11 protein-coding genes and 5 pseudogenes are annotated in these 14,470 nt (G+C 60.0%); 10 read left to right on the forward strand and 6 right to left on the reverse strand.

Features of this window, described 5'->3' with window-relative positions; genetic code table 11:
* Nucleotides 1–21: 21 nt before the first annotated feature.
* Both C8D77_RS31620 and C8D77_RS38525 read right to left on the reverse strand, forming a co-directional pair.
* Entirely contained in the window at nucleotides 22–1,740 is a 1,719-nt protein-coding gene (locus tag C8D77_RS31620) for a type I secretion system permease/ATPase (protein WP_109671397.1), read from the reverse strand.
* Nucleotides 1,741–2,088: 348 nt separating this feature from the next.
* Entirely contained in the window at nucleotides 2,089–2,871 is a 783-nt protein-coding gene (locus C8D77_RS38525) for a calcium-binding protein (protein WP_109671398.1), read from the reverse strand.
* A gap of 279 nt (nucleotides 2,872–3,150) precedes the next feature.
* Here C8D77_RS38525 and C8D77_RS39145 point away from each other — a divergent pair, with 279 nt between their 5' ends.
* Nucleotides 3,151–3,495: a hypothetical protein gene (locus C8D77_RS39145; RefSeq protein ID WP_215732096.1), complete on the forward strand. Its 345-nt coding sequence runs from the start codon at nucleotides 3,151–3,153 to the stop codon at nucleotides 3,493–3,495.
* A gap of 341 nt (nucleotides 3,496–3,836) precedes the next feature.
* Here C8D77_RS39145 and C8D77_RS38535 read toward each other — a convergent pair whose 3' ends face one another.
* Complete coding sequence (locus C8D77_RS38535) at nucleotides 3,837–3,992, reverse strand: hypothetical protein (RefSeq protein ID WP_245951928.1); 156 nt, start codon at nucleotides 3,990–3,992, stop codon at nucleotides 3,837–3,839.
* An 11-nt stretch (nucleotides 3,993–4,003) separates the two neighbouring features.
* On the opposite strand from C8D77_RS38535, the gene C8D77_RS31640 reads away from it, so the two are divergent.
* The 8 genes and pseudogenes from C8D77_RS31640 to C8D77_RS38150 all read left to right on the forward strand — a co-directional run.
* Nucleotides 4,004–4,309, forward strand: a complete 306-nt coding sequence (locus tag C8D77_RS31640; RefSeq protein ID WP_245951929.1) for a hypothetical protein — start codon at nucleotides 4,004–4,006, stop codon at nucleotides 4,307–4,309.
* 161 nt (nucleotides 4,310–4,470) lie between these two features.
* Nucleotides 4,471–5,147, forward strand: a pseudogene (locus C8D77_RS31645) (transposase); the annotation flags it as partial.
* A gap of 70 nt (nucleotides 5,148–5,217) precedes the next feature.
* The gene (locus C8D77_RS39150; protein WP_425453776.1) at nucleotides 5,218–5,598 is read left to right on the forward strand and encodes an IS5 family transposase; all 381 of its coding nucleotides are present in this window, start codon (nucleotides 5,218–5,220) and stop codon (nucleotides 5,596–5,598) included.
* 14 nt (nucleotides 5,599–5,612) lie between these two features.
* Nucleotides 5,613–5,980, forward strand: a pseudogene (locus C8D77_RS39155) (transposase).
* Nucleotides 5,981–6,684: 704 nt separating this feature from the next.
* Nucleotides 6,685–7,248, forward strand: a complete 564-nt coding sequence (locus tag C8D77_RS31655; RefSeq protein ID WP_109671400.1) for a hypothetical protein — start codon at nucleotides 6,685–6,687, stop codon at nucleotides 7,246–7,248.
* A 33-nt stretch (nucleotides 7,249–7,281) separates the two neighbouring features.
* Entirely contained in the window at nucleotides 7,282–8,268 is a 987-nt protein-coding gene (locus tag C8D77_RS31660; protein ID WP_245951930.1) for a S8/S53 family peptidase, read from the forward strand.
* Nucleotides 8,269–8,667: 399 nt separating this feature from the next.
* Nucleotides 8,668–9,681, forward strand: coding sequence for a 1-aminocyclopropane-1-carboxylate deaminase (locus tag C8D77_RS31665; protein ID WP_109671414.1), 1,014 nt, complete (start codon nucleotides 8,668–8,670; stop codon nucleotides 9,679–9,681).
* A gap of 1,054 nt (nucleotides 9,682–10,735) precedes the next feature.
* A pseudogene (locus C8D77_RS38150) lies at nucleotides 10,736–10,825 on the forward strand (ATP-binding protein); the annotation flags it as partial.
* 367 nt (nucleotides 10,826–11,192) lie between these two features.
* Here the strand turns inward: C8D77_RS38150 and istB are convergent.
* Together istB and istA are read right to left on the reverse strand one after the other, a co-directional pair.
* Complete coding sequence (gene istB / locus C8D77_RS31680) at nucleotides 11,193–11,993, reverse strand: IS21-like element ISSme2 family helper ATPase IstB (protein WP_109671402.1); 801 nt, start codon at nucleotides 11,991–11,993, stop codon at nucleotides 11,193–11,195.
* Nucleotides 11,993–13,278, reverse strand: a pseudogene (gene istA, locus C8D77_RS31685) (IS21 family transposase). The gene istB and the pseudogene istA overlap by 1 nt, the downstream one beginning before the upstream one ends.
* 115 nt (nucleotides 13,279–13,393) lie before the next feature.
* Here istA and C8D77_RS31690 point away from each other — a divergent pair.
* Nucleotides 13,394–13,630: a type II toxin-antitoxin system RelE/ParE family toxin gene (locus C8D77_RS31690; RefSeq protein ID WP_245951931.1), complete on the forward strand. Its 237-nt coding sequence runs from the start codon at nucleotides 13,394–13,396 to the stop codon at nucleotides 13,628–13,630.
* Between the two features lie 204 nt (nucleotides 13,631–13,834).
* Here the strand turns inward: C8D77_RS31690 and C8D77_RS38155 are convergent.
* A pseudogene (locus C8D77_RS38155) lies at nucleotides 13,835–14,470 on the reverse strand (IS5 family transposase); the annotation flags it as partial.

Raw genomic sequence — 14,470 nt, forward strand, 5'->3', positions numbered from 1 at the left:
GCCCCACTCTCTGCGACCACTCTAATGCCGCCCTCGGGTCGGTACCGCCGCCGCGTCACCAGCAGGCGCACTCAGAACATCGCTTTTGAGCCCGAATGCGTGTTGTCGACCTTCCATCATTATTAACACGTGGTCCACACCAGCCAAGGCGCTCGGCCTGTGAGCTACGACGATAGCTATGCCGCCTCGTTCTTTAATCTTCAGAATGGCCTTGGTAAGAGCCTCGTCACCCTCGGCATCAAGGTTTGAGTTCGGCTCATCTAAAACCACCAAAAATGGATCGCCATATAGAGCGCGGGCGAGACCAATCCGCTGCCTCTGTCCGGCAGATAGGCCGATCCCCGCAACTCCTATAATGGTTTGGTAGCCATCCCCCAGGCGAAGGATCAAATTGTGCACGCCCGCGGCCCGTGCTGCTGAAATGATTGCCTCATCATCGGAGCTTTCAGCGAACCGCGAGATGTTCTCGGCAATCGTGCCCGCAAATAGTTCAACCTCCTGCGGAAGGTAGCCAATATGCTGCCCCAGCGCCTCTGGTGACCACTGGTCAAGTGCTGCTCCATCAAGACGAATATCCCCGCGCATCGGACGCCATACACCCACAATCGCCCGAGCCAGTGAGGACTTGCCCGAAGCGCTAGGGCCGATGATGCCCAATCCTTGGCCCGCTCGTAGTTCGAAACTAGCTTCCTGGACTGCTAGTCTACTGGCTCCAGGAGGCGCCACAGAAATCTTTTGTACCGACAAAGCCGTCACAGGTTTCGGTAACCGGGTGGGCTGAGGTTTCAGGGGAAGAGCCTGCAAGAGGTGGGAGAGACGCTGCCAGCCTTGCCGAGCCCCTACGAAACCTTTCCAATTTGCGATTGCACGTTCGACGGGAGCAAGTGCTCGGGCGCTCAGGATTGATGCGGCAGTTATTATTCCAACACTTGCTTGGCTATTGACGACCAGGTAGGCGCCCAAAGCAAGCACGCCCGACTGCAGCATCATCCTAAGAGATTTCGACAGCCCCCCTAACCCTGTCGCAACATCAGAGGCGCGCTGCTGGAAATCCATATAGCTTTCATTTGCAGCGCTCCAACGGCTTCCTACGCGCTTGGCCATTCCCATCGCGCGAACGACTTCAGCGTTGCGCCTGTTTGCTCCTGCAATGGAATTTCTGATGGTTCCGAATTCGGCTGTCTTGCGCGATGGCTCTCGAGTGAGCCGCTCGGTCATAAGCGTGACAAACACCAGAAGCAGAGCCCCGACCAGGACCGCGCTGCCTATCCACGCATGAAACATAAAGCAGATGCCAACGTAGAGCGGCAACCAAGGCAAATCGAATAAAGCTCCCGGTCCCCCACCGGAAAGAAAGCCGCGTATTTGATCCAGGTCACGAAGAGGCTGAAGACCATCTCCCGTCTCGCCGTTCACGAGCGGCAGGCCAATCAGCGTCTCGTGCACCCTCCCACTCAACCTCTCGTCAAGAAGTCGGCCGACGCGCGTAAACAGGCGTGCGCGGACCACATCCAGCCAGCCTTGGAAAAGGAAAAGACCGCCAGCAAGAATTACGAGACCAACAAGCGTTGGCACGCTACGACTTGGCAGAACCCGGTCATAAACCTCGAGCATGAAAAACGCGCCGGTCAAGTGTAGCAAGCTGATGACTCCGCTCATCGCCGCAGTGCCTGCCAATGCCCAACGACAGGCGGCGATAGCTTCGCGAAGCTGCGAACCGGTTGCATGCTTGTTCGGCATTAATGGTATCCGTCGACGCTGGAGAAGGAGTGCGGCGCTGAGGGAAATCCCCTTGACATTACCCTCCAGCCCAGCAGATGGCGCTGACTCAGATGAACCTGCAGCTCCAGCGCGTGGGGACCGACAGCTCCGGCCACGGGGCTGCGCAGCATCCAGATCAGGGTTGCACCGCCCCGGCAGCCCCTGATCGATATGGGACCTATGGCTCGCGCCAACGCGAAACCTTTCGTTGATGCGAGCCTCGTGGCAACCCCTCCAGAGTCGCCATGGCAAAGGCATGGCCTCCCGACGCACGTCCGTCCACGATGGACGACTGGGCCCGGAGGCCGGAGCCTCCTCCTTGCGCCGTCAGAAGAGCAAGAAATAAAGTTCTGGGTGGTCGTGAACGTCCTCAGCCTTGACATCGAAGAGCCGGATCGAGTTGTCATTGCCGAGGTCGACAACCGTGTCGCCGTGGTCTTCGTGACTGGCGTAAGCGAGGTCGGCGAGCGTCTTGATGTTGGTGCCGTTGATCCCCTTGTTGACCTTGAGGATGTCCTCGCCAGGCTTGAAGTCCTGAACTTCATCTTCTTTGCCGCTGCCGCTCAGGAATATGAACTTGTCGTGGCCCAAACCGCCATTGAGCTTATCGACTCCGTCGCCGCCCAGCAGCAAGTCGTCGCCGTCCGCGCCAGAGAGCGCATCGTCTCCGCCGCCCCCCAGCAGGATGTCGTTCCCTTGGCCGCCAAAGAGATTATCGTGTCCGCCGTCGCCAAACAGGCTGTCGTTCCCCCCGGCGCCGGTGAGCACATCGTCCTGGGCGCCGCCCGTCAGGACGTCGTCCCCTTTTCCGCCCGTCTTAACCATCCCGGGTTGGGGTTCATGTCCAGGGTCGATGTCGGGATCAGGGTCAGGGTCAGGGTCGGGATCAGCGCCCCCGGAAAGGTCAGGGCCAAGAACAAGTTTAGGGTCCCCGGGACCAACAAATCGTTCAGGGTCGGTCTCGGGATCAGGGCCGCCTCCCGTGACCAACTGGGGGACGACGGCATCTCCACCGGCATGACGGTCGAGAGCGTAATTGCCGAAGATCACGTCCGATCCAAATGTCGTGCGCAAGATCTCGCCAAGGTCTGCGCCATTAATCGTAGCCATGCCTATCTCCTTGTTAGGTCCGCCAGCCGAGAGGCCGCACTGTTTACGGCCGGCCCCGGAGGGGCGGACGGATCAACCATTGAGGACGCTGTGAGCGCGCCAAGGTGGGAGCCATCACGAACTCCCATGCAGCCCTGATGGAGTATTCCGGAAGAGGGGTAAAATTGATTTGTTCGATGGCACCATCCACGCTATGGATGAGCTATAGCGGAATGGGTACTGTCAACTTGGCGCCGGCGAGGCAAAGTTGCCGCGCGCAACTCACGTGGTACTGTCAAGTTGGCGAGAGGCGGCGATCTGTGGCACCGTCTCAATCCCTCCTGGGGCTTCCGCTATCCGGCCGAGATCGTCAATCAGGCCGTCTGGCTGTATCACTGCTTCAGCCTGAGCCTGCGTGACGTTGAGCTGATTCTTGCCGGACGAGGTGTCGTGGTCAGCTACGAGACTATCCGTGAATGGAGCCTGCGCTTCGGGCGCGCCTATGCAAAGTTGCGGAACAGCCCTTCCGACCAGAGCACGTCAGCAAATTCCGGTCCGATGCCCTTGATGTCCAGCAACATCGCCGCGGAGGCGGGTGTTGCCGCGTCTCGTGCCTCAACGATCCTATGGTGCCGCGAAACTTGAGATCCTGCCGGGCGTGGAGGGCATGGACTGGACGCGCGTCAAGGCTGAACGGAGACGACGGCCGACCTCGGCCGGATAGACCCGTGACCAGGTGAACTCAGGTGGTCGAAAGCGGGGCCTCGAATCGGGCAAATGTGCTTCTGTCGAGCCATGACGCGCAGTGTTTCTGCCCTTCCCAACGATACCGGCACGCCGAAGGCGATGCTTGCGGCCGTGGCCTCGGAGAGGGCGGCCCAGTGGATCGCCGGCCGCGCTCAGCCGGACATAGCGCTCGTCAATATCCCAGAACCCAGCCTGACCTCGCATCCAACGCCTCCGTGCAAATCACCAGGCGAAGTGAATCAAAATGCGTTCTCGATTGCCAGGTTTTTCGAGGTGTCCAGTCGGAGGATGTCGATGCGGCACTCGCGGCTTGGGACGAAACTTTCCACATCGACCGCGACGACCTCGAGAGGCTGCTGCGGCAGGCCGATCTGCAGGCGATGGTGCGCTCGCATCGCACGCTGCTGTGCCGGAACATCATGTCCCGCGACGAGATCTCGGTACCGGAAAATGCCACCGCCGACGACGCCCGAAGCTGCTTCTCGACCGCAACATCCGCACCTTGCCGGTGATCGGTGCGGACGGCCGGCTGGCCGGCGCCGTTGGGCCCCGCGAGCTGACGCAGGCGACCGAAACGGTGAAGGGCTTGATGTCGAAGGCGGGCGTCGTTGTCGGTGCGGAGCGGCGCATCCTTGGCCTGATTACCCAGACCGACCTGCTGGCGGCGGCGGGGCGCCTGCAAACGGCAGACACAGGGCTTTCTGCGGCGTAAAACATATTCTTGATTTGCTCAAATCTGAGCCCCCTTTTGCCGGAGTGGCACCCTGTTGCCGGATGCAACGCCTGTCCGAGAGATCGGGGCGCAGAGCGCCAAACCCGCAAGGGCGCTTCGAGCATGGGATGCCGCGTCGGACGCTATCGCTATGGGCGGGCATGCGAGCGAAATCGAAATGGTCGCCCGGCCCAGGGGTCAGAATTCTGGGTGTCGCGCTCACTGATGATCACAGTTGGGTTGTTTCCGCTGCCTGACCAGCGATCGGCATTTGCCCCGATTGTGGCCGGCGAAGCCGAAGTCGGCATGGCTGGTCCAACCGCAGCCTTCAGGATCTGCCGGTCCAGGGCAACCCCGTGACGGTGAAGCTCCTGCTGAGCCGCTGGCGATGTGCACATCAGAAATGTGAGCGACAAAACGGCTTGCTCGGCCATAGCACGGGTGGACGTCCTGGCGAACGCCTCATGCAACGGCTCGGCATGAAGGTCAGGTGACGACACCATCCTGCGGCAACTGAAGCGGGATGCCGCGGTTACTCACCGCGCCTCCGAGATTCGGGCGGTTGGCATCGATGACTGGAGCTGGCGGCGAACGACGCTATACGGCACTATCATGGTTGATCTCGAGCGTCACTCGGTCGTCGACATTCTCGATGATCGAGTGTCGATAGCGCAGCCAGGTGGCTGCGGAATCATCCCTCCGTCGAGGTCGTCAGCCGAGACGGCTGCAGCCTGTATGCGCAGGCCGTCCGTGAAGGCGCACCGCAGGCTCGCCAGGTGGCCGACGGGTTTCATCTGTCCAGAATCTTCGTATGGCAATCGAGGAACAGATGAGCCTTAGGTCGTGTGGACTCTTGGGATTCCCAAAGGTGAGCAAATCAGATTGAAGGCTGTCTTTTGGAAACAGCCATGGGTGTTCTCGATCGTCTGATTCTTTGCGACGACCAGTGGGGGCGGATGTCGGCCAACATCATCGGTGACGAACGGACGCGGGGTTTTTCGGGCCGCGACAATCGCATGTTCGTGGAAGCGGTGCTTTGGATCGTGCGCACGGGCTCGCCCTGGCGCGACCTGCCCGATGCGTTCGGGGACTGGAACAGCGTCTTCCGCCGTTTCAGCCGGTGGAGCCACAAGGGCGTCTGGTGGCGCATCTTCGCGTCGATGTCGGACGATCCCGACTTCGAGTATCTGATCATCGATTCCACCATCATCCGCGCCCACCAGCACGCTCCGGGTGCCAAAAAAGGGGGTCTGAAGATCAGGCCCTTGGCCGTTCGCGCGGTGGCCTGAGCACCAAGATCTACATGGCCGTCCGAGGCCTTGGGTGCCCGGTGCGCTTTACCCTGACGGCCGGCCAACGCGGCGACTGCCCGCAAGCATACACCTTGATCGAGGGATTGCCCGCAAAGGTCGTCATGGCCGACGCCGCCTACGACGCCGATCCCCTGCGTCGGGAAATCGCAGACAAGGGCGCTATCGCCGTTATTCCCAACAACCCGTCACGCGCGCGCAAATACCCGATGACAAGCACCTTTATGCCCAACGTCATCTGATCGAATGCTGCTTCTCCAAGCTCAAGCAGTTCCGACGCGTCGCTACACGATTCGACAAGACAGCCAGAAACTATCTCGCCGTCGTCACCATCGCGGCAACGGTGCTCTGGCTAAGGTAAGTGTCCACACGACCTAGTGGACGTGCTTCAGGAAGCCCCATCCTGTCCGAGGACGCTATTGTCGACGCTGCGACACTTCGCCGGCGTGCCCGTCTCGCGCAGAGACAGTCTCGCCAGGAGATATTCGAGATGCTCCACGCCTTACGCTGCTAGCTTACGCCACCTCCCAAGGCGAACCCGGCTCGGCAGCGAGCTCAGTCTCTGCCGGGCATGCCTTTTTAGACGTACTCGCGTTCAGAACTTCAAATTGGGCGGCGTATTGCCCGGCTGAAGAGGATTGCGTCGAATGAAATATGAGGCCGTTTCGAGGGCTCTCCGATGGCACCTGGCCGGAGCGCGAAGGGAGCGTTGCTGTGCCCATGCGGGTGGGTTCACGCTAAGCGTGTTCGTCGACATCCGACAATTGTGTCGGCTTGTCGGTTTGACGACACAGCCATGTTTGGCCGGCGCCTTGGACGTTTTGGCTAAGCCGCTGAAAGCAAACATACAATGCCTTCCCTGTCGCCGTCATAGGAAGAGCGAAGAGATGGCTCGGCAAAATTGAAGGACGGAAGATCACAGATTTGTTGCGAATGAACACGTTGGCCGCTGGCGGCCATGCGTCTGCGGCTAGAGCCTCCGTGGGGCTTGAAGATGCGGCGAGGGACTGCAGTACGCGTGTCGATCACATGATTTGCTGGCGGGTCCAACAAGGGGCGTTGTAGATGTGCATACGGTTGGCGGCGGGTTACGTCCTGTTCGTGATGGCATTCTTCGTCAGCGCTATGACTGCGAACGGACAGGAGACCAGCCTTATCGGCATTTATCAAGGTTCGGGGCTAACCGCGGCCGCCAACCATCTGGGACAAGGCGGATACGAGCTGTCGGGTGGTACCAAAGTGTCTTTCGACAAGTGGTACCATAGCAAATGGATCGACATGCGATTTGAAATGTTGACGCAGCTCTCGGATGATTTCGGCCTGCTCTGGGGCGCGAGCACCGGCCAACATGCCGAAAAGGTCCGAATCGACCCGGGTGTGAAACTCGGCTTTATTCTGCAAAAGCGACCGACACCGTCCACGCCACTTTCTCTCACCGTCAGTTCGATTTTGGGTGGGAACCTGACGGAACGACCGTGCACGGCTGACTACGGCCCCGTCGGCGGCTTCCAGACAGTGAATTGCCGTCTGGCCGCGTCGCAACTCCGGCCTGCGGACACGTTGAAATATATGGCAAACATCAATCCAAGCCGATTGAAACTCGATCTCCGGTTCAGGGGTGAATTCTAGAGATAGTGAAAGGCATAGGCGGTACATTTCGTGATGAAGAACAATCCAGACAGGAAGTCTATTATGCACAAAACACAATCGTTCCCGGTAGGACTCGTTGCCGGTCTTGTCGTGTGCCTGTTCGCGGCACCCGGTTTTGCTGGTGATCTCGATGCGGGGGTCAGCGGCAAAGGGAGGGCCGGGACGCCAACCACGGAAAGCAGTAGCTCGGGCTGCCCACAAAATGCCGACGGGACCTTTTGCTGGATGAGCCCGGATATTGGTGAAGCATGGGCATCGGGCTATACCGGTTCCGGGGTATCGGTGACTGTCGTAGATGACTTCATGGTACAGGGCCTAGTCGATGCAGATCTCGGTCGCGGTACGCAGAGGCTGCGACATGGGGAATGGGTCGCGGAAAGTGCCGGCATGGTGGCCCCTGGTGCAAACATGTTCAAGCATGACTTTTCCGACGAGTCTTCGATCAGGCTGCAGGATGGCCTCAATGTCATCAATGTGAGCTACAGCGTTACGCAGCCCCTGAGTCAGCATCCGCTCGAGCAGTTTGTCGATGCGCCCCGGGTGGGTACTGCTGTCGTCACACAGGCTGCCGGCAACGACCGCATCGCAATAGGTGCCCCGAAAGAAGGGGATGTCGATGAGCTAGCTGTCGGGCTGATCGGGGCGCCATCGGCAATCTTTGTTGGTGCGCTCGACCACAATGGCACTTCCGGGAACAAGGCAGGGCTGGCCCGATATTCGAATTATGCCGGCTCAAACCCTGAGGTGCAGAACCAGTTCCTAACCGTGGGGGTCGAGGGTGACAAGACTGGCCTATACGGCACGTCTTATGCGGCACCTGTGATCTCGGGCTATGCTGCCATCCTCGGCAGCAAGTTCACATCGGCAACGCCCACGCAAGTCACAAATCAGTTGCTGGATACCGCTAGGACCGACACGCTCGTCAACTACAATCCGGCGACTTACGGCCGCGGCGAGGCCAGCCTTTCGAGGGCATTGGCACCCGTTTCGATCAGGTAGACGAGCCCTTCGATCGAGCAGCTGAAATTTCTGTGAGGCGTTGAGCGCCACAAAAATCGCCTCCCAGAATTCGCCTCAGCAAGTGTGCGGTTCTGCCGATCCAATCGCAAACAAGAGCCACTGCGTTTTTATCGAAGCATGTTGCTTTGGCGGTCTGGCTGCGCTCGCAAAGCTGGCAAAAACGCAGATGCCGACCGCGTGTCGTCTTTGGTCCTAGGGGTGGTCGCCTCATCGCAGCATGCCGGCATGTGGATCGCTTCGTTTCAATCGCAAGGAAAGCGCTGGAAATCCCCAATTCTCTGATGGGAGGTCGAAGAGCGCGGCCGACCAATCCAAGCAGCGCTTATGGAACGAGTTTTGCGTGGCTATTTCAGCTGAATGATCATCGCCGGAGAGAATATGCTGGAAAAATTCGAGCGTTACCCGCTCACCTTTGGACTCACACCCATCGAGAAGCTCGACCGGCTCGGCAAGCATCTGGGCGGCAATGTGGAAATCTACGCCAAACGCGAGGACTGCAACTCTGGTCTGGCGTTCGGCGGCAACAAGCTGCGCAAGCTCGAATACATCATCCCCGACGCGATCGCGTCGGATGCCGATACCCTCGTCACCATCGGCGGCGTGCAGTCCAACCACACGCGGATGGTCGCCGCCGTTGCCGCCAAGATCGGCATGAAATGTCTCCTGGTCCAGGAGAGCTGGGTTCCACATGAGGATGTGGTCTACGACCGGGTCGGCAACATTCTCTTGAGCCGCATCTTGGGCGCAGAGGTGCGCCTGGTCGACGAAGGCTTTGACATCGGCATCCGGCACAGTTGGGAAAAAGCGCTCTATGAGGTCAAGGCAAGGGGCGGCAGGCCCTATGCGATACCGGCCGGGGCGTCTGTTCACCCGAATGGAGGCCTCGGCTATGTGGGGTTCGCGGAGGAAGTGCGCGCCCAGGAGGAACAACTTGGGTTTGCCTTCGACTACATGGTCGTTTGCACGGTCACCGGTTCAACGCATGCCGGCATGCTCGTCGGATTCGCCAAGGACGGTCGGCAGCGCAACGTGATCGGTATCGATGCCTCTGCTACCCCGGCCAAGACCAAGGCGCAGGTGCTTAGCATTGCCCGACATACAGCGACCCTCGTCGAGCTCGGATCGGAACTTGCCGAGGATGACGTGGTGTTGATCGAGGACTACGCGCACCCGCGGTACGGCATTCCATCCGAGAAAACTAAGGAGGCGATCCGTCTGTGTGCGCGGCTCGAGGGTATGATTACCGATCCCGTCTATGAGGGCAAATCGATGCAAGGGCTGATCGACCTCGTCCAAAAAGGCTTTTTTCCAGAGGGCTCGAGGATACTTTACGCGCATCTCGGCGGCGCGCCGGCCATCAACGGTTATGGCTACACCTTTCGCAATGGCTGATGCTCGACAGATCTCCACGTGCTGTGCCTGCCGTAACAGCGCTGCGCCAAGTTTGACCGAAGGCCCGTTGGCAAACTCGGCGGGCAGTTGTTAACTGCCGCCACGACGTGGGGTCGTGGTGCTGGCATGCTTGGCAGCATTTGCCTGTGCTCAATGTGTCCTGGAGCCGCATAAGAAGGGAGAAGACATGGCCATTTGACTTTTTTGTCATTTTGCGATGCGGCGATAATCGCCGTAAATTTGATAAATTGTAAGCCACCGAAGATGTCGCGCAGGCGCGGAGGTATCTACTTGAGCAGGTATGGAAGCTGTGACCAAGCGTGCTCGAGCGGGTCGTCGTCGGCGAGCACATAGAGGGACACCCCCAGCGCAGTGGTGAGCTGGGCCAAGCATGGCGAGGGAAGAGCCGTCCCCCGCGAGCGTGACAGCATGCAGTCGGTATTGGTTTAAAGAGGTCATACCTATTGCGAGCGTCGACGAGACCATCGTCCCTTCCACAATTTTGACCGAAACGGCGCGTCCAGCCGGCGCTTTGCCTTCGGGCGGGTTGGTCCACCTGGCCCTTTTCGCACTACGTGCGGAGGGGATTGGGGGCTACGACGGCGCTGAGCCGCTCTATACGGAGGGGCGCGCGCGAGGCGAGGCGACGATGAGGTCGAGTTGTCCCCCCGATCGCCTCTACGTAGCTCTAAGTGTCGATAGATACATATCGGCCTGTTTCTCGATCTTCGATACAGAGGGCTGGTTGATCTTGAGGGTCGAGGCAATCTCTGCCTGAGCCTCCCCAGCAGCACGGCGCAGCTCGCCGAGGCTCTCGAACTCCGTCCTTTAACTCTTCGAAACGTGCGTCGACACGCTCCCGACGCTCCTCAGGGAGGGCTGCGATCAGGTCATCAAGCTTGCGTTCCATCAGCTCTTCTAGCCGCCGCCCGGCGGTGGGCCCTTGATGGCATTTGTCCAATGGCGTGTTGATTGGTGGGAACGGGAAGTCGCATCTGGCCATTGCCATCGGGCGCGCATCCGCGACAGCGGGCGCGGCCGCTTCTTCGACGGGATAACGACCGCACTGCTCGAGCCTCTCACGCATCATTGCGAGATCATCGAAATCGGACATGAATCCTGGCGCTCCAAGAACCGCGCCTGATCAACACATCGCCCAAGACGATCCGCGCTCGCCGGCTTCGCAACCCGGACCAGCTCCGCCCGGCGAGCGCTAAACGCGATGCGCTGCCGCCAATTTTTACCGGGATATTCGCTGCGGCCAAGCAAGAGGACATCTTCTCAAAAAAGCAAAACTGGGCTCATTATCGATGTAGCACCGCCAAAGTGCTCTACTGGGTGCATTTGCAGAGCGCGATTGACGAGTACTGGGAGGGTTTTGCGCCGAGCTGGAACGGTCCGTGCAGTCCAAAATGCGTTCATAGGAAATATGATCACTTGGCGAAAACGGCTGTTTGTGTCAAGCGAAGTGAGGATTTGACCCCTTTGGCGAAGTGAGGAACTGACCCCCTTCACTGGTTTGCTGTTTCGTTTGGTTCAACCGTCGGTCCGGTCTTCTGCAGAAGGCCGGACCGACGCTTTTCGCGGAGACGGTAGCTGTCGCCGCGGATGGTGATCACCGTGGAGTGGTGAAGCAGGCGGTCCAGGATCGCCGTGGCCACAACGGGGTCGCCAAAAACACTTCCCCATTCGCCCACGGAGCGGTTGGAGGTGATCAGGATCGATCCCTTCTCGTAGCGCCGTGACACGAGTTGGAAGAACAGGTGGGCGGCATTGGCCTCGAAGGGCAGATAGCCCAGTTCGTCGATGATGAGCAGTTTCGGTCGCGACAGGATCGCCAACTGCTTGTCGAGCGAGCCGTCGCTGTGGGCCTTGGCCAGCGTCGCCACCAACGTAGCAGCCGTGATGAACTGCACGTTGTAATTCTGGCGGATCGCCTCGCGGCCGAGGGCCACGGCCAGATGGGTCTTGCCCGTGCCGGGCGGGCCGAGGAACAAAAGCGTGTCGCCGTGCGCAATCCAGCGGCAGGTGGCGAGTTCCCTGATCTGCCCCTGATCGAGCGATGGCTGGGCGTCGAAGTCGAAGCCGTCCAGCTCGCGCACGAAGGGGAACTGGGCGATCTTGCTCGACATGGAGATGCGCCGCTCGTCGCGCCGGGCGATCTCGCGCGACACCAGGAAGCCCAGGGCCTCGCGTAACGTCATCTTCGAGCGGGCAGCTTCGTCCAGCAACGTGTCGAGCTGGTCGCGGATCGCCGTCAGCTTCAGCCGATCGAGCGTTGCGATGAGCCTGTCATGATCCACGTTCGTCATCACCAGCCCCCTCCGACAGCCGCCTCGTATTCCGCAAGCGGCCGCAGCAAGGCGGCTGGAGCGATCTCGATGGGATCCGCGCGCACCGGCCCTTCAAAGCCGGCGACGCCGACAAAATGCGCACGGTCCACTATCCGTTGTCGTCGCCCCCGGCACAGGGCATGATCGCCTACCACCTGGCCTGCATGACGGATGATCACACGGCCAGCCTACACCACGACCTGGACGCTCTCGCCGATTAGGCGCCAGGGCACCGAGTAGCTGTTCGTATCCAGATCGATCGCACAGTCGGCCTGGACCTTGCGGATCAGGTCCCGCAGTTGCCCGAACGGCGCCCTGCCGGAAAGCGGGCGGAGCGCTCGAGCTTCAGCGGCAAAACGTTCCACGGGCGCAACGCCGGTGGTGCCGTGTTCACGCCGGTCGGCAACCTCGCGCGTCCACCGATCCAGATGCGCCTCGAACGCCACCCAGCTCTCGAACCGGCGGCCAGCGATCGCGTTCTTCTTGACGTAGCCGACGCCGCGTTCGTCTTTCCCCTTCGTCCTGGCCCGATAAGGGGCACAGGCCCGCGGTGTGAAGCCCAATATCGGGCAAAGGCGTGCAGCCGGGCGTTGAATCTTACCTCGCGCGTCACCGCGTCGTGATGCTCAACCAGCGCCTTTGCATTATCGATCAGAACTTCCGCCGGCACGCCCCCAAACCGCAGGAAAGCGCCTTCCATCCCTTCGAACCAGTCGGTCTGGCGCTGCCTCGGCGAGGCCCGGATGTGCATCCGGCGCGAATAGCCGAGCGTTCCGACAAACACATGGATCCGCACCCGCTCGCCGCCGATCCATACCCGCGTGTCGCCGAAGTCGATCTGCAGCTGATGACCAGGCGCCGTCTCGAAGCGCACCGTCGCCCGCTTCTGCGCTTTCAACTCGCGCCGCCATTGTCGAACCCGAAGTTCTACCGAGCGCAGCCCGATGACGATACCATGCTCGCTCTCCAACTCCTGGCGAATGACGTCCGCGTTCCCGTCGTGGCGAAAGAAACGCTCCCGAAGCCAATCGTCCAGACCATCAAATGCTGTCCGACGCTCGGGCTGGCGATACGCAACAACGCCACCTTCACGAAGATATCGGCGAACCGTGTTGCGCGCGCATCCAAACTCCTGCGCAATTCGTTTCGCTCCCCAGCCTCGTTCGTGAAGGCCTACCATGGCCAAAACTTCTTCCCCCGATCGCATTTCCTCAACCCGCATCGTTCCAGACAATGCAGGGTGCGATGAAAACTCTCTCGTCATCGATTTTTCCTCTCAAAAGAGAGGGGTCAGTTCTTCGTTTCGTTCGGGGGTCAATTTCTCATTTCGCCCGACAGTTTGACCCGAATCTTTCTTTCAGTGGCTGAGCGGAGTCAGATTGGTCGATGTCTGCATCGTCATGGGTGTTGCAATTACCGATGCCCAAAATGGCGAGCAGCATCTGGCGGTCAAAGCCCTCAAGGGATTTGGCGGCCGCATCCTTGCGGTGGTCGACGACTTAGACGGGATACTTATCGCGCCGCCATGCCGTCGCTTCGCTGGTGTGATTACCATCCTTGCTTCCAGAAGAAGGGCAGGGAGACGCCCAAGTGCGAAGTCGATCCCGTTACAGTGATTGGAGGTGGCCTATGGGAAACGAACACAGTCATGACCGAAGACATCACCGACCAATGACCAGCGGCAGTGTGTCTGCGGATTGGGCTTTGACAATCCCGAAGAGGAATTGCGGAAAGCCAAGCTCGCCCGCGAGCTCCGCGCCACCATTATACGTCGGCGCCTCACTCAAGCTAAATCGGCTTAGGGCGTGGTGACGATTTAACTATCTGAGCCATATGGCGATGGCGGCGAGTTTGACGAAGCCCATGAAGTTGGCGAGCAACTTGTCGTAGCGTGTTGCAACCCTTCGGAACTGCTTGAGCTTGTTGAAGAAGCGTTCGATGAGGTTACGCTCCTTGTAGAGGTGGGCGTCGTAGTGACGCTGGACTTTGCGGTTCCGCTTGGGCGGAATGACGATTTCGGCCCCTGTCTGGGCGATCTTTTCGTGCAAATGGTCGGCGTCATAGCCCTTGTCGGCGATCGTGGCGCCAGCCTCGAAGCCATCGACGAGATCATGGGCAAAGGCGATGTCGTTGCGTTGCCCGGGGCTGGCGATCAGACGAACCGGTAGCCCGAGCGCATCGCCAGCGGCATGGATTTTGGTGCTTAGTCCGCCTCGAGACCGACCCAGGCCTTGGGCATCCGCCCCCCTTTTTGCTTGCGGGCGCCGGCGGCATGCTGATGCGCCCGTACGATGGTCGAGTCGATCATCAGCCATTCAAGATCGGCTTCGCGTGCCAGGACCGCCAACATGTCGTCGAGCACAAGGGCGAGCGAGGCGAAGAGGCGCGGCACACGGTGGTACGCGACCGAGAGATCCTCGCGGCATGCCTTGTGGCCGAGCGCGCAGGCCAGCCAG

The sequence above is a fragment of the Mesorhizobium loti genome, from assembly GCF_003148495.1.
Classification (GTDB): Bacteria; Pseudomonadota; Alphaproteobacteria; order Rhizobiales; family Rhizobiaceae; genus Mesorhizobium; species Mesorhizobium loti.

Coding starts and splice junctions, on each gene's coding strand:
- C8D77_RS31620 (WP_109671397.1), bottom strand. CDS start 1,740: ATGCCGAACAAGCATGCAACCGGTTCGCAGCTTCGCGAAGCTATCGCC.
- C8D77_RS38525 (WP_109671398.1), bottom strand. CDS start 2,871: ATGGCTACGATTAATGGCGCAGACCTTGGCGAGATCTTGCGCACGACA.
- C8D77_RS38535 (WP_245951928.1), bottom strand. CDS start 3,992: ATGCGAGCGCACCATCGCCTGCAGATCGGCCTGCCGCAGCAGCCTCTC.
- C8D77_RS39150 (WP_425453776.1), top strand. CDS start 5,218: ATGGGTGTTCTCGATCGTCTGATTCTTTGCGACGACCAGTGGGGGCGG.
- C8D77_RS31655 (WP_109671400.1), top strand. CDS start 6,685: ATGTGCATACGGTTGGCGGCGGGTTACGTCCTGTTCGTGATGGCATTC.
- C8D77_RS31660 (WP_245951930.1), top strand. CDS start 7,282: ATGAAGAACAATCCAGACAGGAAGTCTATTATGCACAAAACACAATCG.
- C8D77_RS31665 (WP_109671414.1), top strand. CDS start 8,668: ATGCTGGAAAAATTCGAGCGTTACCCGCTCACCTTTGGACTCACACCC.
- istB (WP_109671402.1), bottom strand. CDS start 11,993: ATGACGAACGTGGATCATGACAGGCTCATCGCAACGCTCGATCGGCTG.